Genomic DNA, 21,421 nt, shown 5'->3' on the forward strand with positions numbered 1-21,421 from the left:
ACTGAAATGACGGGAGACTAACGGCTGAGGGCCGATGCCGGTTCCCGCGCTCAGGAGAGCCTCATCCTGAGGTGCGCCGAAGGGGCCTCGAAGGACGAGGCGGGTGCTCCGCCCGTCATCCACCAGCCGGCCAATTGTTGAGCCAATCCGAACGATTCATTCGTTTCCCTTTTGTACTCTTTGCCTCTTCCCTTTCGCGCTGACTCTCTCCATATTCGCGCCATGGCCAAATCTCCGAAGAAATCCCCCGCCCCGAATGGCTTCGAGGAAGCCCCGCAGTCGTCGTTCGAGGGAGCCCCCCTCTCCGGCTCCGTCGCCGATTGGGTGAAGCAGCTGGAGGCGGATGCCGAGGCGGCGGGCGTCGAAAGCCAGCGCGAGATTGCCTCCAAGGCCGGCAAGCACCGCAAGAAGGTGGAGAACGAAGCGCGCAAGCACGCCGAAGCCGTCGCCGCGCGATCGGCCGAAGGCCGCAAGCCCGAACGGGCGTCCGAGCCGATGCGAGGCCCCCGCGGAGCGAAGGCGCAGAGCGCCGGCAGCGTGAGCGCTTCAAAGACAGCGCGCGGCGTCTCGATCGGCGGTTCCTCCGATCCGAAGACGCGCGCCGCTGCCGGCCTCAATCCCGTCGCCGGTCTCGACATCTCGCTGGAGGATGCCGGCAGTCTGGCGCCCGGCAGCGTCACCGCCACGGTGGAGGCGCTGTCGAAGCTGATCGAAAGCGGCAACCCGCTGCACAAGAACGGCAAGATCTGGACACCGCACCGCCCCGCCCGCCCGGATAAATCCGAAGGCGGCATCACCATCCGCATGGATTCCGAATACAAGCCGGCCGGCGACCAGCCGACGGCGATCCGCGATCTCGTCGAGGGCCTGGAGAATGGCGACCGCAGCCAGGTGCTGCTCGGCGTCACCGGCTCGGGCAAGACCTTCACCATGGCCAAGGTGATCGAGGAAACGCAGCGCCCGGCCGTCATCCTGGCGCCGAACAAGACGCTGGCCGCCCAGCTCTATTCCGAATTCAAGAACTTCTTCCCCGACAATGCCGTGGAATATTTCGTTTCCTACTACGATTACTACCAGCCGGAAGCCTATGTGCCGCGCTCCGACACCTATATCGAGAAGGAAAGCTCGATCAACGAGCAGATCGACCGCATGCGCCACTCGGCGACGCGCTCGCTGCTCGAACGCGACGACTGCATCATCGTCGCCTCGGTCTCCTGTATTTACGGTATCGGCTCGGTCGAGACCTATACGGCCATGACCTTCCAGATGTCGGTCGGCGACAGGCTGGACCAGCGCCAACTGCTGGCGGATCTCGTCGCCCAGCAATACAAGCGCCGCGACATGGATTTCACGCGCGGTTCCTTCCGCGTGCGCGGTGACACCATCGAAATCTTCCCCGCCCACTTGGAAGACGCAGCCTGGCGCATAAGCATGTTCGGCGACGAAATCGACGCCATCACCGAGTTCGACCCGCTGACCGGCCAGAAGACCGGCGACCTGAAATCGGTGAAGATCTACGCCAACTCACACTATGTCACGCCGCGCCCGACGCTGAACGGCGCCATCAAGGCGATCAAGGAAGAGCTGCGGCTGCGCCTCGCCGAGCTCGAAAAGGCCGGCCGCCTGCTGGAGGCTCAGCGCCTGGAGCAGCGCACCCGCTACGATATCGAGATGCTGGAAGCCACCGGCTCCTGCCAGGGCATCGAGAACTATTCGCGTTATCTCACCGGCCGCGACCCCGGCGATCCGCCGCCGACGCTGTTCGAATACATCCCCGACAACGCCATCGTCTTCATCGACGAAAGCCATGTCACCGTGCCGCAGATCGGCGGCATGTATCGCGGCGACTTCCGCCGCAAGGCGACGCTGGCCGAATACGGCTTCCGCCTGCCCTCCTGCATGGACAACCGGCCGCTGCGCTTCGAGGAATGGGACGCCATGCGCCCCGACACCATCGCCGTTTCGGCCACCCCCGGCGGCTGGGAGATGGAACAATCCGGCGGCGTCTTCGCCGAACAGGTCATCCGCCCCACAGGCCTGATCGACCCGCCGGTCGAGGTCCGCTCCGCCCGCACCCAGGTCGACGACGTGCTCGGCGAAATCCGCGACACTGCGGCCAAGGGCTACCGCACCCTCTGCACCGTGCTGACCAAGCGCATGGCCGAAGACCTCACGGAATATCTGCATGAACAGGGCGTGCGCGTGCGCTACATGCACTCCGATATCGACACGCTGGAGCGTATCGAGATCATCCGCGATCTGCGCCTCGGCGCCTTCGACGTGCTCGTCGGCATCAACCTGCTGCGCGAGGGCCTCGACATTCCCGAATGCGGCTTCGTCGCCATCCTCGACGCCGACAAGGAAGGTTTTCTCCGCTCCGAAACCTCGCTGATCCAGACCATTGGTCGTGCAGCACGTAACGTCGACGGCAAGGTCATCCTTTATGCCGACAACGTCACCGGCTCGATGAAGCGCGCCATGGAGGAAACCGGCCGCCGCCGCGAAAAGCAGATGGCCTATAACCTCGAAAACGGCATCACGCCGGAATCCGTCAAGGCCAAGATCTCCGACATCCTCGACTCTGTCTACGAACGCGACCACGTCCGCGCCGACATCTCGGGCGCCGCAGGCAAAGGCTTCGCCGACGGCGGCAACCTCGTCGGCAACAACCTGCAGGCCCACCTCAACGCGCTCGAAAAGAGCATGCGCGACGCCGCCGCCGACCTCGACTTCGAAAAAGCCGCCCGCCTCCGCGACGAAATCAAACGCCTCAAGGCCGTGGAACTGGCGGCCATGGACGACCCGATGGCGCGCGAGGAAGCCAAGTCGATGGAAGCAAAGGGCCGCGGCAACTCCCCTTCTCCCCAGCGGGGGTCCGAAGGACGGGTCGAGACCAGCGGCTCGACCCCGGGCGGTGCCCGCAGGGCGGATGAGGGGGCCACACCCACCTACTTCTCAAAACCCACCCTCGACGACATGGGCCCCGGCACCGACACCACCACGCCGCTCTTCCGCAAGCCAGACCTCGACGAAATGGGCCGCCACGTCGCCACCCCCGCCGACAACAAGAGCCTCTTCCGCCGCAACACCCTCGACGAAATGACCGTGGGACGGACGGAAAAACCGGTGACGGGCCATGTGCCTGACAAGCCCGATGCCGCCAAGGGCACGAAGCGGTTCTCACCGCTGCTGGAAGGCCAGCCGGAGCAGAATGACGGCGTGCGGCCGGTGGTACGCGGCCGGGTTGGCGCCGGGAGTTATGAGGAGCCGGGGGAGCAGAAGCGCAAGGGGCGGACGAAGGGGAAGACTGGGCGGCCGGGGCGGTAAAGTCAAAATTGAAACAATATAGAAAAATAAAATAGCTTAAAATAACCTCCGACATAAAAATGCTTACTGAATATGGTGGGCGATACTATATCGCGCAAAGATTAAAGCGAAAGCCTCAAATCCTTCGAAAACTAATCAGGTTCAGCGTCCGCCTGACGCAACTACAAGACATTGGGGGCCTACGAATAATCGTAGACAAAAATACAGACGTAGACAACTTGCTGGCCTTTCTTGAAGAGAAAACTCATCAGCAAAAAAGTTTACATCTTAAAAAGAAGACGGATTATCACGAAAAGGGAAGAGATGTAACCGGATACCGCGCCGTACATCTAATAATAGAAATTAACAAGCTAAGCCTTGAATTACAATAAGGAGTAAAATTCAACACTATTGGGCTGAAAGCATCGAGAGGACTTCCGTCATATATGGGTACCTGCTCAAGGAGCAGGAAGGGAATGCAAGCGTCATTAACTACTTCAAAGAACTCTCCGACATATTTTTCGAGATGGAGGCCGGACGTCTTCCGAGCGTCAGGCAGAAGCTGAGCCTTAATTCTCTGCAAGAGGTGGCAGAAAAGATAATTAAAAACTCAGACCGTGGAAATGTCTCGGCCGGATATGTAAACGACGACATTGTCAAAACATTGATTGAGATAGAATCAAAGAATCCCAACGGTTTGAATAACTGGGTATTGGTCTTTGATTGGTCGACCGGAAATTTTGTTACGTGGGATGTTGTTGGACGCGATCCCGCAACCGCCGTCGAAATTTATATTAAGTATGAAAAGCAGTATACAGAAGATAGGAAATTCGAAGTGGTTCTCATTGGATCGTCGGACATTGCTACTGTCAAGCAAACTCACAGCCACTATTTTGGCATAGATTCTATTGAAGACACACTTGAGAGTTTGGATCAATCGATTATTGGATTCTCTCAAAGGATGGATCTTGATGTAGGCGCCCGACAGATATTGGCCGTAATGACAAGAAAGAAATACTGGGGAAAGAAAGAAATATCGCCGAGTACTCTCAAGAACCACTATTGCAAAACGGTTATCACCTTTGACGTCTCGTTGAAGGCCTTGGCAGACAAAGGTTTTCTTAACCAGAGTTCGGTCAATGGACCAGTATCCCTCAACGTAAAGAAGAGATCGCTAGTAGAACAGCAGCTTTAAGAGCGATCCGACCAACCAACGGCCAGCCGCGCCTCGAGCATTGGATACCTATTGCAACTCGATGAACGTGCGCTAGTGACCACCAAGGAGCCAAATGTCCGACACCATCCTCCGCTACATCCCGACCGACCCGTCCTGGCAACCATCCCCGGCAAATGCCACCAAGGCGGTCTCCCTGCTGGAAACGATCGTTCCCGGGGCAGACGAAGTGACATCGAGCTTCGAGGACGAGATCAGGTTCTACGATCCCGGCGAAAACTGGTCTGGCGTGAAGTGCAGCGCCTGCGGCGCGGATGCCGAGGAATGGTGGGGAGAGGCAATGGAAGCCGCTTCCGCCAGTGGTTTTAAAAACCTCATGTCCGTGGCCCCTTGTTGTGGCGCCACCGTATCCTTGAACGACTTGCGGTATGTCTGGCCCGCCGGGTTCGGCCGCTTTGCCCTCGAGGCCCACAATCCAGGCATCGGCGATACTACCGCGGAGCAGGATCGGAAGATGGCCGAATGCCTGGAAGCACCGTTACGGAAAATATGGGGGCAGATTTAGGCGCCCTTATCTTCCGACCGCTTGTTCCGCAACGGCGCAGCGATGACGCGACATTGACCGCTTGAGAGCGTGGCCGTTGGGAGCTGGAGCATATTACCGGCAATTGGGCGAGGTGCTGCGGAGTTTGAGTGCCTTGTTGGGGGACAGGAATTAGAAACGCGGCACACCCTCTCCTCCGTCATTCCTGTGCTTGTCACGGGAATCCAGCCACCGCGCGTCTGCGCGGTGAATGACTCATCTCTTTTGGTGCAAAGAGTCTCCCCTGCCCAAGGACTTGGGCAGGCTGGATCCCTGTGACAAGCACAGGGATGACGGAGGAGAGGTGATCGCCCTGTCATCGAGCCGTTAGAAGGCGCGCGCAGCGCAATTCCGGACGCGAGATCGCCGTGCTATACCTTTCCCATCACCAAAAGGAGCCCGCATGCGCCTGCCCGCCCTCGCTCTCGCCCTCTCCGCCCTGATCGCCTCCCCCGCTTTCGCCGAGACATTCAAAACCCCGAAGGCGCTCCTCCAGGCCCTCTACACCTTCGACCCCACAAGCAGCGACAACACCCCCTCACCCTATTCGGCCTTCTTCTCCGACCACCTGAACGAACTCCTGCAGACCGACCTCGACAACACCGAAGAAGGCGAAGTCGGGGCGATCGATTTCGATCCCGTCATTGCGGGACAGGATGGCGAGGCGAGCGATGTCAGGATCGGCCAGCCGATCCTGATGGATGGCCGGGCCGAGCTCGAGGTGGAGTTTCGCAACGGCGAAAAGGTGACGCTCTATTATACGCTGGTGAAGGAGCATGGCGGCTGGAAGGTGGAGGATATCGCCAACCAGCAGGGCGAGCAGCCGTGGAGTTTGAGTGCGCTACTGGGTGATGAAGAGTGAAGGCATGGCGTGTCCACGCCCGCTGAGGAAAGACAACCGCCCATGCTGGAACTGCGCATCGACCCCTTCCCCGCCTCGGCCGAACTGAACGCGCTCTTCTCCGCCGCCTGGGGCAGCCCGCACAGCCGGGATTTCGCCGCCATCCTTTCCCGCAGCCTCGCCCATATCGGCGCCTATCACGACGGCAGGCTCGTCGGCTTCGTCAATGTCGCCTGGGATGGCGGCATCCATGCCTTCCTCCTCGACACATCGGTCCATCCCGAGATGCGGCGGCAAGGCATCGCGACGCGCATGGTGAGGCAGGCGACGAGCCTTGCCCGCGAGCGCGGCGCCGAGTGGCTGCATGTCGATTTCGAGCCTGATCTCACCGGCTTCTATCGCGCCTGCGGCTTCAGGCCGACGGAGGCGGGTCTGATCAAGTTCGCATGAGGCGGCCCGCGCCCGCCGCCAGCTCACCTATCCACAATCTCATCTGGATTTTCCTCCGGCCCCGACCGCGGCGTCAGAAATCGGGAAAACACCACCACCCCGTAGTTTTCTACCGGAAGCTTAATATCCCCACGCAAAGCTTATCATTTAAAAGACTAAAATACATCTTCGAGTTCCCAAATTCGAAGTCGAAATCAGGCACTTAACCTTACCGATTGATTAAAAAATCAATAAAAAAACACAATTCTCCATTGAAAACTTAGTTGCGGATTGGCATAGATCCCCGAAGGGTTGTCGTCCGTTGAGCCAGCAAGAACAGTTCTTCTGAAGATTTCTCGTTTTACAGAATACAACGCATCTTTTTGGAAAGTTTAATATGGCCCTGAATATTCTGGACACGAACGGCGCTACAGTTATCAAGACCGGCGCTGAGTTCGAAGCGTACGACGTCATCCGTCACTCCGCTGCCAACCCATCCGCACCTGTGTCTCTCACCGTCTCCGATTCGTCCGTGGCGGATCTGGCCGACGAGCTGGGCTCGGTCTCCGCAAATGTCACCGGCTCGAGCGGCGGCAGCACGATCACGACGGGCGCAGGCAACGACACCATCAATGGTGGTGACGGCGCAGACACGCTGAACGGCGGCGATGGAGAGGATCTGATCTATGGTGGAGCTGGCAATGATACGCTGAATGGCGGCGACGGAGAGGATCTGATCCGTGGTGGAACTGGCCATGACACGCTGAATGGCGGCGACGCCAATGACCTGCTCTACGGCGAAGCCGGAAATGACGTCATCAGAGGCGGCGCGGGCAACGATACGATCTCGGATGGTGAGCAATTCGGCTTTGCCTCTGAGGTTTTCGACATCGATGCGGGTGACGGCGACGATGCAATAACCGTTGCGACACTCGCTTCATTCAATTCCGGAACGATCGACGGCGGTGCCGGGATTGATAGTCTCGAAGCTCCGTCGCTTCGGGGCCTGACGATCAAGAACATCGAGGTCCTTGAAACGGCGGGATGGCCGGTTGCCGGTTCGAGCGCGCAGTTCGAAAGCTTCGACAAGATCGTCTATTCGACCGATCCGACCTTGAATTATAAAGCCGACTTGATTTTGACGGACAGCGCCCACCTCGATCTTTCCGACGAGCTCGGAAATCGCGGCGCTTTCATTGCCGGCTACGCCTCCGGTATTGACGTCAAGACCGGCGGCGGCGACGATGACTTCACAGGCACCGGCGGCAACGACATTTTCGACGGCAGCGATGGCAACGACCTCATCAACGGCAATGCCGGCGATGACAAATTGACGGGCGGCGCAGGCAACGACACCATCAATGGCGGCGCCGGTATCGACACGGCAGTCTTTTCAGGCAATTTTGCCAATTATTCCCTAGCGGTCGACAATGGCAGCCGTGTCGTGACGAGCGCGCTGGAAGGCGTGGATACCGTGACGGATGTCGAATTCGCACGGTTTGCCGATGGCGTCTACAATTTCGCCACGCAGACCTTCACGGTCAACAGTACCGAGCCCGGTACGCCGCTGAATATTCTGGATACGCACGGCGCCACGATTACCAAGACCGGCGCCGAGTTCGAAGCTTACGACATCATCCGCGACTCCGAAAGCAATCCTCTCGCCTCGGTCAACCTGGTCATCTCGGATTCCGGGACGGTAAACCTTTCCGATGAACTGGGCTCGGGTTCCGCAAATGTGACAGGCTCAAGCGGCGACGATGTGATCACGACAGGCGCGGGCAACGACACCATCTCAGGCGGTAACGGCGCAGACACGCTGAATGGCGGCACAGGAAACGATCAGCTTTATGGCGGTGATGGTAATGACACGCTGAATGGCGGAGATGGCAATGACATGCTCGCCGGCAGAGACGGCAATGATATTCTGAACGGCGGCGACGGCAATGACCAGATCGTGGGCAGCGTCGGAAATGACATCATCAGAGGCGGCGCGGGCAACGATACGATCTCCGATGGTGAGCCCGGCGGCCGTATCCCTGAGGTCTTCGACATCGATGCGGGCGACGGCAATGATGCCATCGCCTTAGATGGATTCACTCCACTGGTTTCCGGAACGATCGATGGCGGTGCCGGAATTGATTCGCTCCAAGCCTCTGAGCTAAGAGGCCTGACGATCAAGAACATCGAAGTCCTTGAAACGGCGGGATATTGGGTTTCCGGTTCGAGCGCGCAGTTCGAGAGCTTTGATAAAATCGTCTGGTCGACCGATCCGTTCCACGATTTCAACCCCGCATTGGCATTGACGGACAGCGCTCACCTCGATCTTTCCGACGAGTTGGAAGGCCATGGAGCTTTCGTCACCGGCTATGTCTCCGGCATCGACGTCAAGACCGGCGGCGGCAACGACGAATTTACCGGCACCGCGGGCAACGACATTTTCGACGGCAGCGGCGGCAACGACATCCTCAATGGCAATGCCGGCAATGACAAATTGACTGGCGGCACCGGCAACGACACCATTAATGGCGGCGCCGGCATCGACACCGCGATCTTCTCCAGCAATTTCGCCAATTACTCCTTCGCATTGAGCAATGGCGACCACATCCTGACGAGTGCCGCCGAGGGAACGGATACGCTGACGGACGTCGAATTCGCCCGTTTCGCCGATGGCGTCTACGACTTCGCGACGGGAGGCTTCACGCCCGAGGGCAATGCGGCGCCGACGAACATCCAGCTCTCGAAAACCGCCCTGTCCGAGGACACGCCGATCTGGACGACGCTCGGCCTGCTCAGCGCCAAGGACGCCGACGGCGATACGCTCACCTACACGCTGCTCGACGGGGCCGACGATCACTTTCGGCTGAAGGGCAATCGCATCGTCACCTCCAAGACGTTCGACTACGAGACCGATCAGTCGCACACGATCAAGGTCGCCGTCTCGGACGGCAAGACGACCGTCGAAAAGGACATCACGATCAACGTCCTCGATGTCAACGAAGCGCCGGTCAACAAGGCTCCTGTTAATCTCGCCTTCTCGCGCAGCTCGGTCTCCGAGAACATGGCGATCGGCACTTCGGTCGGCCTGCTCACGGCAAAGGATCCGGAAGGCGGCACGGTGAAGTGGCGGCTGACGGACGACGCGGACGGCATCTTCAAGCTCGTCGGCAACAAGATCCAGACCAAGGCCGCGATCGACTTCGAGAGCACTCACAGCCTGACCTTCACCGCCGAAGCCTATGACGCGGCCGGAAACACCACCAGCCACGAGTTTACGATCGCCGTAAAGGACGTCTTCGAGCCGTCGAGCTTCCTGCACGACGCTTTGATTTAGTTATTGCCATCGCCCGGACGTGAAAGCGTTCGAAACGGCTTAGACATCAGGAGCGCCGCATCCGGAAGGATATGCGGCGCTCTCGCTTTTTGTGAGCGCAAGCGTCGCGGCGTGATTCTCGATGAGACCGCCCAAAGGCGAAGCTCGATCCCTTCGGCAGCGCATATCCCTACCCCAAACTACTTCTGGGGGAATCCGTGCCCGGCTGTCAAATTCGACGCTTCATCCCGTTTTGGCACGCAATCCCGATATGGCACGGCAGCACAAGCATTCGCTAACTTTTCGTCAAGTATCTGAATCTTCGGCATTTCCTGTCATAATAGCAGCTATGCCACAATAATGCCGCTTGCTTTTTGGCCGAAATGCTGGCACCAATCCAGCCACTCGGGCATTTGCATGCCGGTGACTGGACCGATGTGGTAATCCCTTCCGTAACGGGAGGCGGCGCGGGAATACCCGCCTACGTAGACGTTCTTTCCCCGTACGTGACTTCTCCGACTGACCCTTCGTCCCAGACGACCGGGGCGAAAGCTAAAGCCGTCCGCTTCCTTTCGGGGGGGCGGATACTACACAGACTAAGGGAAAAGGACTATCCCAATGGCCACCAAGGGCACCGTAAAATTCTTCAACCAGGACAAGGGTTTTGGTTTCATCACGCCGGACGGCGGCGCGAAGGACGTTTTCGTTCACATCTCCGCGCTGCAGGCTTCTGGCATCCAGTCGCTGCGCGAAGGCCAGCAGGTCACCTTCGACACCGAGCCGGATCGCATGGGCAAGGGCCCGAAGGCCGTCAACATCTCGGCTTCGTAAGCTAGATTATCGCTTCGGCGGCATGGACGGCGCTCCGCAAGGGGCGCCGTTTTTGTTTGCGCGGCGCTTCGATTTGTCGATCGCAGACCTAAGTGTTATATGCGCGCTTAACGAATGATCCCGCCCATACGGCGGTGCGGCACCCGCTTTGAGGCGCCATGACAACAAGGAACGATGAAACGTCGATGACTGAGAAGAAGCCGATTTTCGCCGTGGCGCCGATGATCGACTGGACGGATCGGCATTGCCGTTATTTCCATCGCCAGATCAGCCGGGAGGCGCTGCTTTATACCGAGATGGTGGTGGCCGACGCGATCATCCACGGGCCGCGCGAACGCCTGCTCGGTCATGACACAGCGGAACATCCGCTGGCCTTGCAGCTCGGCGGCTCGGACCCGGCAAAGCTTGCCGAAGCGGTGAAGCTCGCCGAACCCTACGGCTATGACGAGATCAACCTCAATGTCGGCTGCCCCTCGGACCGGGTGCAGTCGGGCACCTTCGGCGCCTGCCTGATGCTGACGCCGGAGACGGTGGCCGCATGCGTCGCGGCGATGAAGACGGTCGCGACCGTGCCGGTGACGGTGAAATGCCGGATCGGCGTCGATGAACAGGAGCCGGAAGAAGCCCTGCCGGCGCTGATCGCCCGCGTGCTCGATGCCGGCGCCGACGCCATCTGGATCCACGCCCGCAAGGCTTGGCTGAAGGGCCTGAGTCCCAAGGAAAACCGCGAGATCCCGCCGCTCGATTACGAGATCGTCTACCGGATGAAAGAGCGCTGGCCTGACGTCTTCATCGGCATCAACGGCGGCATCCGCACGCTCGACGAGGCCGAAGCCCATCTCGCCCATGTCGACGGCGTCATGCTCGGCCGGGCCGCCTATCAGAACGCCGCGATCCTTTCCGACGTCGACCACCGCTTCTTCGGCGCGCCGGCCGCCGAACCGGACTGGCTGGCGCTCCGCGACCGGATGATGGCCTATGCCGAGCGCCATATCGCCAGCGGCGGCCGGCTGCAGCATGTCGCGCGCCACATGGTCGGCCTCTTCACCGGCCTCCCCGGCGCCCGCCGCTACCGCCAGATCCTCTCCACCGACGCCGCCAAAACCGGCGCCGGCCCGGAAGTGCTGGCCGCAGCCTTTGCCGCGGTGGATTTTTCCGGGGCTGAGCAGGAAGCGGTGAGCGCTTAGAGCGCGCGCTCCCTCTTGTCCCCCGCTGGGGTCCGAAGGACCTCTCGATTCCCCCTTCTCCCCAGCGGGGAGAAGGTGCCCGTAGGGCGGATGAGGGGGCCACACGGCACTCCCTCTATAATAGCCTCCGCCGACACTTCATGCACTACGGTTGTGCCACCCGCCCCCTCATCCGACCCTTCGGGCCACCTTCTCCCCGCTGGGGAGAAGGGATTGTCGCACCGCCCAGCCTTCCTTCTACTCACGACACCTTTGCCAACGCTTGGTAAGCCGCAGCGCGCTCCCTGTTCTGCCGCGCCTTCATCACCAACAGACCCGCAATCACCACCACCGCGACGACACCCACGATCAGCAGCCAGTTGACCTCCCCGCCAAGCGCCGCATTCGAGCCTACGCCGCCCGTTGCAAGCACAGTGCTCCCACCGGCGCTGCGCCGCTGCTTCTTCGCGGCCGCATCCGCCTTGCCGGCCTCCTCCAGCAGCACGGCCTTCGGATCGGCATGCGCCGACGCCGCAAGCCACATGGCAACGCCCCTCGCCTCGACATCGGCGACCCGCTTCGACCAGCCGCCGCGGAAGGTCGCCCAGGTCTTCAGCCCCCGGAGAAAACCGAGGCGCCGCGCGCAAAGGGACTGGATCGCCTTTTTGATATCGCTCGCCGCCGCCTTCTTCAGCGTCTCGGCGCCGACCACGCCGTCGACATCGGCGCCGACCACCGCCTGCAGCGTCCTGGCCGCCCGCGCCGTGCCGGAATTGACGCCGAAATCGAATGTCACCAGGTCGAGACCTGCCGGCAAAGCCTCGGCGCCGAGCGGCCGCCAATAGTTCCGCTGATAGATCGGCGTCACGTCGGCAAGCGTCAGCCGTGATATATCGAGATTGGGATAGCTGGCGGCGGCGATGCCGTATTTCGTGCCTTTCAGCGTGCCCTTGCCGACGGCGCCGCCGGTCCAGTTCCCTGGATCGCGCCTGTCCGCCGTGAAGCCGCCCTCGTAAGCCAGCGTGATCGGGAGGCAGGCTGACATGTTTCCTTTGGCCATGGCAATTTCCCTTCGGATGAAACTGCGCCAACCATTGCCGATGAAGAGTTGTCGGGATCGAACGCCTGCGGCCATCCGCCGAAAATGTTGATGACGGCGGTGGCCGCCTCATCGCTCAACCTTCTTCTCAGCGGCAGCGCCACCGCCCGCCTCGCCGCTCAAAACACCTTGTCCTCATCCACACCCTCCGCGAACGAAGGATTGAGAAACACCACCCGGTCCTCCCCGCCTCTGCGGTCGCGGCTGGCGGTCCAGCCGAGTTTCTTCATGATGCGGCCGATGCGGCCGGCGTGGCGCCAGTCAGCGTCCTTGGCCGCTATGCCGAGGCTTTTCAAAATATCGTACTGGGAGACCGATCTACGACCTTTCAGCGTCGGAACGATTACCTCGACCCAGACGTCGACATCGGTGCGCTTCTCCTGCTCGGCGACCACCGCCGGCTGCTCTTCCTCCTGCACCCACCAGGGGGTCTTCGCCCTGTACAGCGCCACGGCTTCAGCCCAGAGCTGATCGCGATCGGCGGCGATCGCCTCGATATCGATGCGCCCGACCGTCAGCGGCCAGAAGCTGCGCCCGCCCGTGGTATCCTTGAGATAGGGGTTGCCATCGGGATTGATCGTGCCGCAGAGGCAGACACGCCGCGGCGCCTCGACCACCGATCGGCCGTAGGGCGGGCGGAAACGATCTGTCTGCTTGCGCAGAAACTTCTTCACCGCGCTGGTTTCCGAGGCGTTGAAGCGGTGCATTTCCGCGACCTCCAGGCCCCAGATGCCCTGCATCTCCATCATCGCGTCCTTCGAGCCGATATCGGACAATTCGTCGGTGAAGAAATCGTCGCCATAGAGCATGCGCACCGCGGTGGATTTCCGCGCGCCCTGCGGCCCTTCGAGGATCGGCATCGTATCGACCTTGCAGCCCGGCTCCAGCCCGCGCGCCACGCTCGATATCAGCCAGCGCAGGCCGACCGTGCGGGCATAGGCCGTATCCTCGATGCCCATGTAATAGGTCAGCCAATTGTGCAGCCGCGGCCTGCGATCCCAGACCAGGCCCTCGAGATAATCGGTCAGCCGGTCGAAACGCGCATGTTCGGCCACCGTCTGGATGACCGGAGCGATGTTGGCGACCTTGGGCGTCATGTCGTTCGCCTCCAGCCACATGACGGCCTCGCTGTAATCGCGATCCTGCAACGCGCGTTCGCGCCAATTGCCTCTGGCGCGCTCCCAGGGCGGCCGGCGCATCAGCACGACGCCCATCTTGAAGGCGTCGAAGGCGAAGATGCCGGAAAGATCGGGGTGATGCTCGAGGAACAGCGCCCAGTTGCGGGTGGCGCCCGGCTTGATCCGGCCCTTTTCGCCGCGCAGCAGTTCCATCTGCCAGTCATCATTGGTGGCGATGGTTTTACCGATAGCTGCTGGCCGCGCCTTGTGCGCCTCCGCCACGGGCGGCGTCCACGGCCGCGCCGCGTCACGGATGAAGGCGGAGAGCTCGTCTTCGGTCCAGCCGTCGCCGACGGCATCGGCCGCATCCCAGCCCTTGGGAGGCGTGCGCCCGGAGAGCCAGTCGGCATAGAGATAGGGAGGGGATGCCATGAGTGCTGCGCGCCGCCTATCGAACGACGCCGAGGACACGGTAGCTGCAGCCGAGGCCGGTGAGGATCGCGCCGATATCGTCGGCGGCCTTCAAACCTGAGATCACCCCGGTTTCCGGATGCGGCCGGTCGGCATCCGGCCACATGACGACGTTGCGGCCGGCCAGCGGTGACCAGTCGGCATGTTTCACCCCCTGCGCGCCGCCGGGCCAGGAGACGACGGTGCGTCCCGTCGCAGCTGAGAGCGCATCGCGGCACTTCTCGCCCTCGACCACGAGCACCGCCCTCGCCTCGCCCAGCCTGTCCAAGCCATAGAGCGGGCGCGGCTTGGCAAAGGGAAAACGGCACCAGGTCTGGCGGCCGTCCGCCAGGCGCACCCACATGACCATCGGCGTTTCCTTGCCGCCTTGGCCAAGCTCATGACGCAGGACATAGCCGATCAGGCCGCCGTCCGGCCTGCGATAGGGAAAGACCATCGACGGCGCGAAGCTCCCCCATTCGGATCGCTCGCCCCGTCGCTTCGGATTGTAGAGCCGCACCGGCCTGCCGCATTCGATGGGCGCGGCAGGCGGCGCCAGCGGCACGATATCGGCATAGGGATCGAACACCGGCGCCCTCGCGGGCGCAGGATGGGGCCTCGCGGTGCTGCCGCCAAGCATGCCGAGCGCTTCCGCGAGATCGACCCCTTTGATCTTTCTGACGAAATCGATCACGTCACCATGCGCGCCGCAGCCGAAGCAGTGGAAGCGCTCGACATGATCCTTTCCGGGGAAGATGGTGAAGGAGGGTGTCGTCTCGGCATGGAAGGGGCAGCAGGCAGTGAATTCGCGCCCGGCCGGCTTCAGCGCCACCCCATGGCGCGCCGCCACCTCGGACAGGCAGACCTCCCGCCTGATACGTTCGACTTCGGTCATATCCGACCCCTGATCTGGTCGCTGTGATCGTCACAACTTTTGGCGGGTGCAAGCTCGGGCGGCGGATTTGGTTCACGGACCAGCCGTCAACTGCGGCGAGCGGGCGCGATCTCGCCGGGCATCACCAGCCGGTATCCCTGGCGATAGCCGACATTCTCGATGCCGATGCCGGAACCCTCCAGCCGGGTGCGGAGATGGCAGAGCGCCACCTTGAAGGCGGCATACATGCGCGTCGGCGACGGCCCGCCATCGGCATCGTCGACATACATCGCATCGAAAATCCGCTCTGTCTGAACAGGCATGCCCTTGCCGCGCCAGACAGCGCCGAGAATACGCGCCTGAAGCGGCGTCACATCATAACGATCGACGACGATTTCCAGCGTCGGCGCTGCCACCGGCTGCTTGCAGCACGGGCAGTTGATCGGCTCCATCACGGCCGCTCCCGCCCCCACCTTCTCCATGACGCGCTCTTTCCGGGCCGGTTCAACCGTCATGCCCGAAACCGGCCGCTTGGTCGTCGCGGGCGACAATCTGACTTTCCTGTCCACTGCTGTCATCGGATTCACCATCCCTTTCGGTTTGTTCGCCGTCCATATGTCCGGCCTGCCTCTTCTTCCAAAATCTGTGTGCCGCGCCCGCTCATCGCCGCTCCGGCAGCATGTCATCCGCCGAAAGCTCGATGCCGCGCTCGCGCGCCGCCTTCATCAGCAGCAGCTGGTCGCGGCCGCTGATCAGCCCTTCGCTATTGCCGAGCGCCCGGCTGATCTTCGAGCGGTGACGCCCCATCGCCCGCGCCAGCTCCGCCGGGGAAAGGCCGATTTTCTCGTGAACCTTTCGCCATGGAGTCTTGTGGTCCTTTCCGAGCTTTTGCACATCCGCTCCTCGATTGATGCGATAATAGCAACATATGATGCACTGATCACACCGTCAACCCCACCCAGGCCAAAAATGGGATTTTATTCCCTAAATTAAATGTGGCATATTTTGATACGAGCCAGATAAAGGAATATTTTCCTCATTTCTATTGACTCAGCCCGCCGGTGTCAATTATCTAGGCTGCAGAACAAAGAGGAAACAACAGGGGTTCCAAATCGCCGGTATCAGTGGCGGCATCCCCGTCACTCATGCGACTAACGCAATCCGATGCGACGATGTCGCATCCGCTTGCCGTCTGTTGCGAAATCTGCAACAACTCGGTTCCATCAAACGATGTGAGGAACCGGGATGACCGAAATCGATAAGAAGTGGTTTTTCCAGAAGCTGGACGAACGGCAGAAATCTGTCAGGGGCCTTGCGCGGCATCTCAGCATAGATCCTTCGGCCGCGTCGCGCATGCTGTCTGGCACGCGGAGAATGAAGATGGAAGAAGCAAACCAGATTGCATTGTTCCTGGGCGTTTCGCTCTCGGACGTTCTCAATCATGCCGGCGTTTCGGTCGAGCCGGACGGAACACCCACCCGCATCCTGCTGGCGGCTGTCATCAACGAGGCCGGCTCCGTCGAGCGGCTGAAGGAGCCGCGCCCGCTGCCCCAGGCCGTCATCGACCGCGCCAAGGCCGCCGTCCGGGACTTCGTCGACGGCCAGGTGATCGCCGCCCAGGTGCGGGCGGCCTCAGGCCCGCTGTCGATCTGGGATGATGCCGTCATCCTGTTCGGCCACACCGACGAGGTCGAGGCGGCGGCGATCGGCGTGCTCTCCATTTGCCGCACCCGCGGCGGCGATCAGATCATGGCCAAGGTCGAACGCGCCCGAAAGACCGGCGAAGCCCGCATCCAGACCGCGTCAGGCGCCACCGAGGAAACCCTGCTCGACACCGCCACCCCGGTGCTCGCCGTCATTCCGTAAGGCGAGTGGCACGCGATATCGGCTGCGGCTGCGTCATCGGACACCGCACACCCGCCTCGTCCTCCCAGGCCTCATCGGGAACGCTAACTTCCTCTCCGTCATTCCTGTGCTTGTCACAGGAATCCAGTGCGCCCAGGTCCTTGGGCGCGGGAGAGTCTTTATAACCGTTGAATGAAAGTCTTTCACCGCGCCGACGCGCGGTGGCTGGATTCCTGTGACAGGCACAGGAATGACGGTGGAGAGGTTGGCTCGCTTCCCAAATCTTCCGCCAGTATATTGGGATGCCAGATGATCGGACAGATGCCGCAGCGCCGCTCCCTGTGCAATGTTACCTGACGTCAGCACACCCGCCTCGTCCTCCGAGGGCTCCATGACGCCGAAATCGCCCGCCTAGGACCGCGCGATCGGCACCAGGCTCTTCTTCTCGATCAGACCCGCCACCGAAAACACCAGGATCTCCGTCTCCCGGCCGATCCTGCTGCCGTCCATCAGCCTGACGATGTCATCGACGCCGCCGACCGGGCTGCCGTCGATCGCGAGGATATAATCGCCCTCTTGCAGCCCACCCTTTGCCGCCGGTCCATCCGGCTCGACGCGCCGGATGCGCACGGAGGTCGTCTGCGCCGTGCCGGCCGCGAGCGCCACGCGGCGCGGCAGCACGATCGTATCGCCTGATATGCCGATGACGGCGCGCCGCACCTGGCCGTGGCGGAGGATCTCCGAAACCACGAAATTGGCCGTATTCGACGCCACGGCAAAGGCGATGCTTTGCGCGCCCTGGATGACCGCAGTATTGACGCCGATCACCTCTCCGCCGGAAGAGACCAGCGGCCCGCCCGAATTGCCGGGATTGAGCGCCGCATCGGTCTGGATCACGTCCTCCATCAGCCGTCCGCTCGCCGCCCGCATCGAACGGCCAAGCGCCGAAACGATGCCGGCCGTCACCGTCCATTCGAAGCCGAGCGGGTTGCCGATCGCAATCGCGATATGCCCCCTGCGCAGGCGCTGGGAATCTCCGAGCTTTGCCCAGGCGCCCGTGCTGGAGTTGGCGCGGATGAGCGCGATATCGGTATCGACATCCCGGCCGAGCACCCGCCCCTCGGTGACGAAGCCGTCGGGCGTGCTGATCCGCACCACCTTGGCATCATCGACCACATGGCTGTTGGTGATGATCAGCCCATCCGGCGAAATCGCAAAACCCGACCCATGCCCCTGCCGGCCGCCAACTCTCTCGATCCGGCTGACCGCCGGCCCGACGACATCGACCGCGGCCGCAATCGACTGCGAATAGGCATCGATCAGCGCCCCGTCATTCTGAGGCACGATCTCCTTATCCATATAACCCATTGCCTGATCCTCAGGCGGCAAGAACGGCCGCCCCGCCGCCGGCGAAGCAATCGCGATTGCGACGTTCGCCATGGCGCTGTTGTCTAGGGATTAGATGGTTGGGCGGTGAATTGGGTTCAAGTGAGCGTGGGTGGCGGCATACAACGAGACATCAGCGGGCAAACCGGCGCGCGATCATCGCACCGGCATCACCGATCACGATCGCAGGAATGAGCACCAGCGCCATGCTGTGAATATCAGGGGGAACGTCGACCACGACGAGGTGAAAGCCGAACCAGGGATTGATGATCTGGACGAGATAGATCGACGCCCACCAGAGACCGAAGGGAACGACGATCAGCCAGCGGCCGACCCGTGTCGCACTCCAGCGATCGGCGGCCTCGGCAACCGCAATATCGCGCGCCGCCTCGATGCCTTTGATCGCCTGCTCGGCCGCAAGACGTCTCTCATCGGTTTCCGCATCGAGCTTCGCCCTCCAGGCCGAAAGCAGCGGCGCCGTGAACGTCTCCATCACGCCGCCGAGAAAAAGCTTCGCAAGCCAGCTCATCGCGCCCATCCGAAGCGGTTGGCGAGATAGTACCAGACTTCAGCGGACAGACCGATAAAGGCGCCGGCGGCTATTTCCGCAATCATCGAAAGATCTGGGTCGTTTGAAATCACGCCGCCGATCTCCGGCGAGAAGACGCCCTTCGCCACCAGGGCGGCGGCGAGATAACGCAAGGTAATGCGAATGATCACGCTTGTCATATCGGATGTCTCCTTGGAGCCGAAAGAGTTGAGCACTGAACTACGGAGTAAACTTCGCGAGGGAACCCGACATGATGATCTTGAAGGCGACGCCGGCCGCCAGGACGATGACGGGAGTGAGAACAGCCCAAATGGCCTTGCCGATCCTGTTCGTCAGCTTCTCGACGCTGCCTTCGATCCGCGCCAAGGCGGCATTGATGTGCGGCTGCTGCGCTTCCAGATTGACGACGCGCTCCTTCAACCCACTCATCCTTTCGTGGAGCTTCTCGATCTCGGCTCTGACTTGCTCATCCATGAATTTGTCCGATCTGTTTTGTCGGGCGGAGTTCAGAAGGACCCGAAAGCCGGGAAAGCGACGGGAGCATTTGGAGACCCGATCGAACTCTCACGCCGTCCGTTGATTTTCCCGTTTTCATCGCGAGCCGTATAGACATTGGCATCAGGTGGGCATCCTTGGCACGGTGTAGTCATCCCAGCCATGGGTGCTAACGATGCAATTGCCGGTGCCAATCGATATGTCGAATCGCGCCCACATGAGGCCGACTGCCGTGGTGCGCACCTTGGCCCCGATCTGAAGCCTTGTGGAGCCGGCAGCGATGTTGATATAGAGGCTGGCATCGCCAGCTGCGCCAGGCGTCTCCTCAGTGTCGCAGCGGAGGTTGACCGCGGAGTTGGCGTCGGCTTGCGCCTGAAGGAACAGACGAGCATCCGTGGAAATGCCCTCAGGAAGCCCCACCGGATTGTAGGTGGGAAAATCGAAAGCAGCTGAGCTTACCAATTCCTGGATGTTGGTATTGAGTTTCACCCGGCTCCCATATTGCCTGAACCCAACAATCTGCGAGCTCGCATTCGTCAAAACCGACCCAATCCGGCCGTTCGGCAGAATTTCCCAACCGACCGGCACCGTCACACCTGCCGAATTATTGGAAAGCGACGCGATGAAATCGCCAACGCTGATGTCCGCAAGCTTCCGCAACACATAGACATGATATGTCTTGCTTGCCGCGACCGCGCCGGTGTCGAGAAAACCGTTGCCGGAGCCTTCCGACCAGGCGGCGTTCAGCCTCTTGGTCAGGGTCCCGGCAAAGGAAATATATCTCCCGCCGAAGCGCGCATCGCCGGCGCCGATATCGAGGTTGGTGAGCGGCACGCCGGCATTGGGGCTCGGAACCAGCCCGCGAACGAAATCCGGCATGACCAGCTTGGCAGCGATGGCGTCCCTGTCGGCCTGCAGATCGGAGATTTTCGCGGCCGTCACCGTCCCGTCGGTCGGCACCCAACCGGCGCCGCCATAGACCCGCATGCCCCGATCCGCGCTGTTGAAATAGAGATCGCCCACCTGCAGCGCCGAACCGTCCGCTCTCAGAACCGGATTGACCGCGGAAGCGCCGAGATAGACGTCGGCAAAATTCGTCACGTCCCGGATATTGGCCGCCACGGTCCCGACATCCCCGGCAACGCTGGCAACGGCGACCGTCTGCGCTGCGATCGCGGCAACGGCGGCCACCTGTGCCGCGACAGTCGCAACGGTCGCGATCTGCACCGCGACGTTCGCCGCCGGCGGAATGCTCTGCGCCACGCTCGCCAATTCCGTCACCGGTTCAATGATCGAGGCCAGGCGTAAAACGCCGTTGATCAGCTCGGCGATTTCCGTCGGGGTCGAGGTTGGAGAGACGACGATCGCCCGATCCAGCCGCTCGCTCAGCTGCAGGTCGCGCTGGGCAGCGACATCGAGCGCGGTTTCGATGGTCTTTGCCGAAAACGGCCCCTGGTTCTCCAGCTCCGTTTCCTGAGTGAAGGGCACGTTGAGCAGCAGGGTGATCGTCTCCTGGGCAGACGGAGCGCCGCTCGCCGCGGTATCGATCGAACCGCCCTCGGGATTGCCGACGCCGGAAACGCTGTAATCGGCGTCGAGCGTCAGGATCTCTTCATCGCCATTGGCGCGCCGCTTGATGACGAGCAGATGTCGCTCGTCCGCGATGAAGAAATCATAGTCGAATACTGTCGTCACCGCATTGCCAGGATAAGGACCGGACCGGCTGTTCGTGCTTGAAATCGTCATGTGCCATCACTCGCTTGGTTTCAAGAAGACGATAAGGGCGGATGGTTGTTTCCCCATCTGGTTCGGGTTGGATATTGCAGAGAGAAATGTCAGGGCCCACCGGTTATCGGCACGCCCGATCCGGCAGACAGCTTTCGCAAGGCTGTTCTGCCGATCATTGGAAACAAAACGTGGAACGTATGGGGGTGACCTGAAGGTCACTCCCCAGCGCGCCT

General features: G+C 61.3%; 19 protein-coding genes. 9 read left to right on the forward strand and 10 right to left on the reverse strand.

Annotation, left to right across the window (positions count from 1 at the left end; all coding sequences use genetic code 11):
* The first annotated feature begins 222 nt into the window (after positions 1-222).
* The 8 genes from uvrB (at position 223) to dusA (ending at position 11,664) form a co-directional block, all read left to right on the forward strand.
* Positions 223-3,327 carry an excinuclease ABC subunit UvrB gene (gene uvrB / locus ATY78_RS26005; protein ID WP_141105673.1) on the forward strand — a complete coding sequence of 1,035 codons (3,105 nt, stop codon included), beginning with the start codon at positions 223-225 and terminating at the stop codon, positions 3,325-3,327.
* Positions 3,328-3,832: 505 nt separating this feature from the next.
* Positions 3,833-4,501, forward strand: coding sequence for a hypothetical protein (locus ATY78_RS28755; protein WP_210191814.1), 669 nt, complete (start codon positions 3,833-3,835; stop codon positions 4,499-4,501).
* 94 nt (positions 4,502-4,595) lie between these two features.
* Positions 4,596-5,045, forward strand: a complete 450-nt coding sequence (locus ATY78_RS26015) for a hypothetical protein (protein ID WP_088685180.1) — start codon at positions 4,596-4,598, stop codon at positions 5,043-5,045.
* 421 nt (positions 5,046-5,466) lie between these two features.
* Positions 5,467-5,925, forward strand: a complete 459-nt coding sequence (locus ATY78_RS26020) for a DUF3828 domain-containing protein (protein WP_088685181.1) — start codon at positions 5,467-5,469, stop codon at positions 5,923-5,925.
* Between the two features lie 42 nt (positions 5,926-5,967).
* Positions 5,968-6,354 carry a GNAT family N-acetyltransferase gene (locus ATY78_RS26025; protein ID WP_088685182.1) on the forward strand — a complete coding sequence of 129 codons (387 nt, stop codon included), beginning with the start codon at positions 5,968-5,970 and terminating at the stop codon, positions 6,352-6,354.
* A gap of 376 nt (positions 6,355-6,730) precedes the next feature.
* Complete coding sequence (locus ATY78_RS26030) at positions 6,731-9,667, forward strand: metal-binding protein (protein ID WP_088685183.1); 2,937 nt, start codon at positions 6,731-6,733, stop codon at positions 9,665-9,667.
* Between the two features lie 597 nt (positions 9,668-10,264).
* Complete coding sequence (locus ATY78_RS26035; RefSeq protein ID WP_003540801.1) at positions 10,265-10,477, forward strand: cold-shock protein; 213 nt, start codon at positions 10,265-10,267, stop codon at positions 10,475-10,477.
* A gap of 185 nt (positions 10,478-10,662) precedes the next feature.
* Complete coding sequence (gene dusA / locus ATY78_RS26040) at positions 10,663-11,664, forward strand: tRNA dihydrouridine(20/20a) synthase DusA (RefSeq protein WP_088685184.1); 1,002 nt, start codon at positions 10,663-10,665, stop codon at positions 11,662-11,664.
* Positions 11,665-11,905: 241 nt separating this feature from the next.
* Here the strand turns inward: dusA and ATY78_RS26045 are convergent, their stop codons facing one another.
* The 5 genes from ATY78_RS26045 to ATY78_RS26065 all read right to left on the reverse strand — a co-directional run bounded on the left by ATY78_RS26045 (position 11,906) and on the right by ATY78_RS26065 (position 16,078).
* Positions 11,906-12,703, reverse strand: coding sequence for a glycosyl hydrolase 108 family protein (locus ATY78_RS26045; protein ID WP_210191815.1), 798 nt, complete (start codon positions 12,701-12,703; stop codon positions 11,906-11,908).
* 158 nt (positions 12,704-12,861) lie between these two features.
* Entirely contained in the window at positions 12,862-14,292 is a 1,431-nt protein-coding gene (locus ATY78_RS26050; RefSeq protein ID WP_088685185.1) for a virulence-associated E family protein, read from the reverse strand.
* A gap of 16 nt (positions 14,293-14,308) precedes the next feature.
* A complete protein-coding gene (locus tag ATY78_RS26055) occupies positions 14,309-15,205 on the reverse strand; it encodes a CHC2 zinc finger domain-containing protein (protein WP_088685186.1) in 897 nt (298 codons plus the stop codon).
* 86 nt (positions 15,206-15,291) lie between these two features.
* Complete coding sequence (locus ATY78_RS26060; protein ID WP_245313630.1) at positions 15,292-15,762, reverse strand: hypothetical protein; 471 nt, start codon at positions 15,760-15,762, stop codon at positions 15,292-15,294.
* Between the two features lie 82 nt (positions 15,763-15,844).
* Positions 15,845-16,078, reverse strand: coding sequence for a hypothetical protein (locus ATY78_RS26065; protein WP_088685187.1), 234 nt, complete (start codon positions 16,076-16,078; stop codon positions 15,845-15,847).
* Positions 16,079-16,429: 351 nt separating this feature from the next.
* Here ATY78_RS26065 and ATY78_RS26070 point away from each other — a divergent pair, with 351 nt between their 5' ends.
* Positions 16,430-17,050 (forward strand): helix-turn-helix transcriptional regulator, encoded by a 621-nt coding sequence (locus tag ATY78_RS26070; RefSeq protein ID WP_088685188.1) that lies wholly within the window; start codon positions 16,430-16,432, stop codon positions 17,048-17,050.
* A gap of 390 nt (positions 17,051-17,440) precedes the next feature.
* On the opposite strand, the gene ATY78_RS26075 is transcribed toward ATY78_RS26070, so the two are convergent.
* The 5 genes from ATY78_RS26075 to ATY78_RS26095 all read right to left on the reverse strand — a co-directional run bounded on the left by ATY78_RS26075 (position 17,441) and on the right by ATY78_RS26095 (position 21,206).
* The gene (locus ATY78_RS26075; protein WP_088685189.1) at positions 17,441-18,397 is read right to left on the reverse strand and encodes a trypsin-like peptidase domain-containing protein; all 957 of its coding nucleotides are present in this window, start codon (positions 18,395-18,397) and stop codon (positions 17,441-17,443) included.
* Positions 18,398-18,548: 151 nt separating this feature from the next.
* Positions 18,549-18,944 (reverse strand): hypothetical protein, encoded by a 396-nt coding sequence (locus ATY78_RS26080; RefSeq protein WP_088685350.1) that lies wholly within the window; start codon positions 18,942-18,944, stop codon positions 18,549-18,551.
* A complete protein-coding gene (locus ATY78_RS26085; protein ID WP_088685190.1) occupies positions 18,941-19,144 on the reverse strand; it encodes a hypothetical protein in 204 nt (67 codons plus the stop codon). Before ATY78_RS26085 ends, ATY78_RS26080 begins: the two co-directional genes overlap by 4 nt.
* 40 nt (positions 19,145-19,184) lie before the next feature.
* On the reverse strand, positions 19,185-19,439 hold the full coding sequence (locus tag ATY78_RS26090) for a hypothetical protein (protein WP_088685191.1): 255 nt from the start codon (positions 19,437-19,439) through the stop codon (positions 19,185-19,187).
* 144 nt (positions 19,440-19,583) lie between these two features.
* Entirely contained in the window at positions 19,584-21,206 is a 1,623-nt protein-coding gene (locus ATY78_RS26095; RefSeq protein ID WP_088685192.1) for a hypothetical protein, read from the reverse strand.
* Positions 21,207-21,421: the final 215 nt, after the last annotated feature.

The sequence above is a fragment of the Rhizobium sp. R635 genome (assembly GCF_002211285.1).
Taxonomy (GTDB): Bacteria; Pseudomonadota; Alphaproteobacteria; order Rhizobiales; family Rhizobiaceae; genus Rhizobium.

Bases quoted from the DNA above. Each gene is read 5' to 3' on its own strand.
- ATY78_RS28755 (WP_210191814.1), top strand. From the start codon at position 3,833: ATGGAGGCCGGACGTCTTCCGAGCGTCAGGCAGAAGCTGAGCCTTAAT.
- ATY78_RS26045 (WP_210191815.1), bottom strand. From the start codon at position 12,703: ATGGCCAAAGGAAACATGTCAGCCTGCCTCCCGATCACGCTGGCTTAC.
- ATY78_RS26075 (WP_088685189.1), bottom strand. From the start codon at position 18,397: ATGGGTTATATGGATAAGGAGATCGTGCCTCAGAATGACGGGGCGCTG.
- ATY78_RS26085 (WP_088685190.1), bottom strand. From the start codon at position 19,144: ATGACAAGCGTGATCATTCGCATTACCTTGCGTTATCTCGCCGCCGCC.
- ATY78_RS26095 (WP_088685192.1), bottom strand. From the start codon at position 21,206: ATGACGATTTCAAGCACGAACAGCCGGTCCGGTCCTTATCCTGGCAAT.
- ATY78_RS26035 (WP_003540801.1), top strand. From the start codon at position 10,265: ATGGCCACCAAGGGCACCGTAAAATTCTTCAACCAGGACAAGGGTTTT.
- ATY78_RS26070 (WP_088685188.1), top strand. From the start codon at position 16,430: ATGACCGAAATCGATAAGAAGTGGTTTTTCCAGAAGCTGGACGAACGG.
- ATY78_RS26080 (WP_088685350.1), bottom strand. From the start codon at position 18,944: ATGAGCTGGCTTGCGAAGCTTTTTCTCGGCGGCGTGATGGAGACGTTC.
- ATY78_RS26015 (WP_088685180.1), top strand. From the start codon at position 4,596: ATGTCCGACACCATCCTCCGCTACATCCCGACCGACCCGTCCTGGCAA.
- ATY78_RS26030 (WP_088685183.1), top strand. From the start codon at position 6,731: ATGGCCCTGAATATTCTGGACACGAACGGCGCTACAGTTATCAAGACC.
- ATY78_RS26020 (WP_088685181.1), top strand. From the start codon at position 5,467: ATGCGCCTGCCCGCCCTCGCTCTCGCCCTCTCCGCCCTGATCGCCTCC.
- ATY78_RS26090 (WP_088685191.1), bottom strand. From the start codon at position 19,439: ATGGATGAGCAAGTCAGAGCCGAGATCGAGAAGCTCCACGAAAGGATG.
- ATY78_RS26050 (WP_088685185.1), bottom strand. From the start codon at position 14,292: ATGGCATCCCCTCCCTATCTCTATGCCGACTGGCTCTCCGGGCGCACG.
- uvrB (WP_141105673.1), top strand. From the start codon at position 223: ATGGCCAAATCTCCGAAGAAATCCCCCGCCCCGAATGGCTTCGAGGAA.
- ATY78_RS26060 (WP_245313630.1), bottom strand. From the start codon at position 15,762: ATGACAGCAGTGGACAGGAAAGTCAGATTGTCGCCCGCGACGACCAAG.
- ATY78_RS26055 (WP_088685186.1), bottom strand. From the start codon at position 15,205: ATGACCGAAGTCGAACGTATCAGGCGGGAGGTCTGCCTGTCCGAGGTG.
- dusA (WP_088685184.1), top strand. From the start codon at position 10,663: ATGACTGAGAAGAAGCCGATTTTCGCCGTGGCGCCGATGATCGACTGG.
- ATY78_RS26025 (WP_088685182.1), top strand. From the start codon at position 5,968: ATGCTGGAACTGCGCATCGACCCCTTCCCCGCCTCGGCCGAACTGAAC.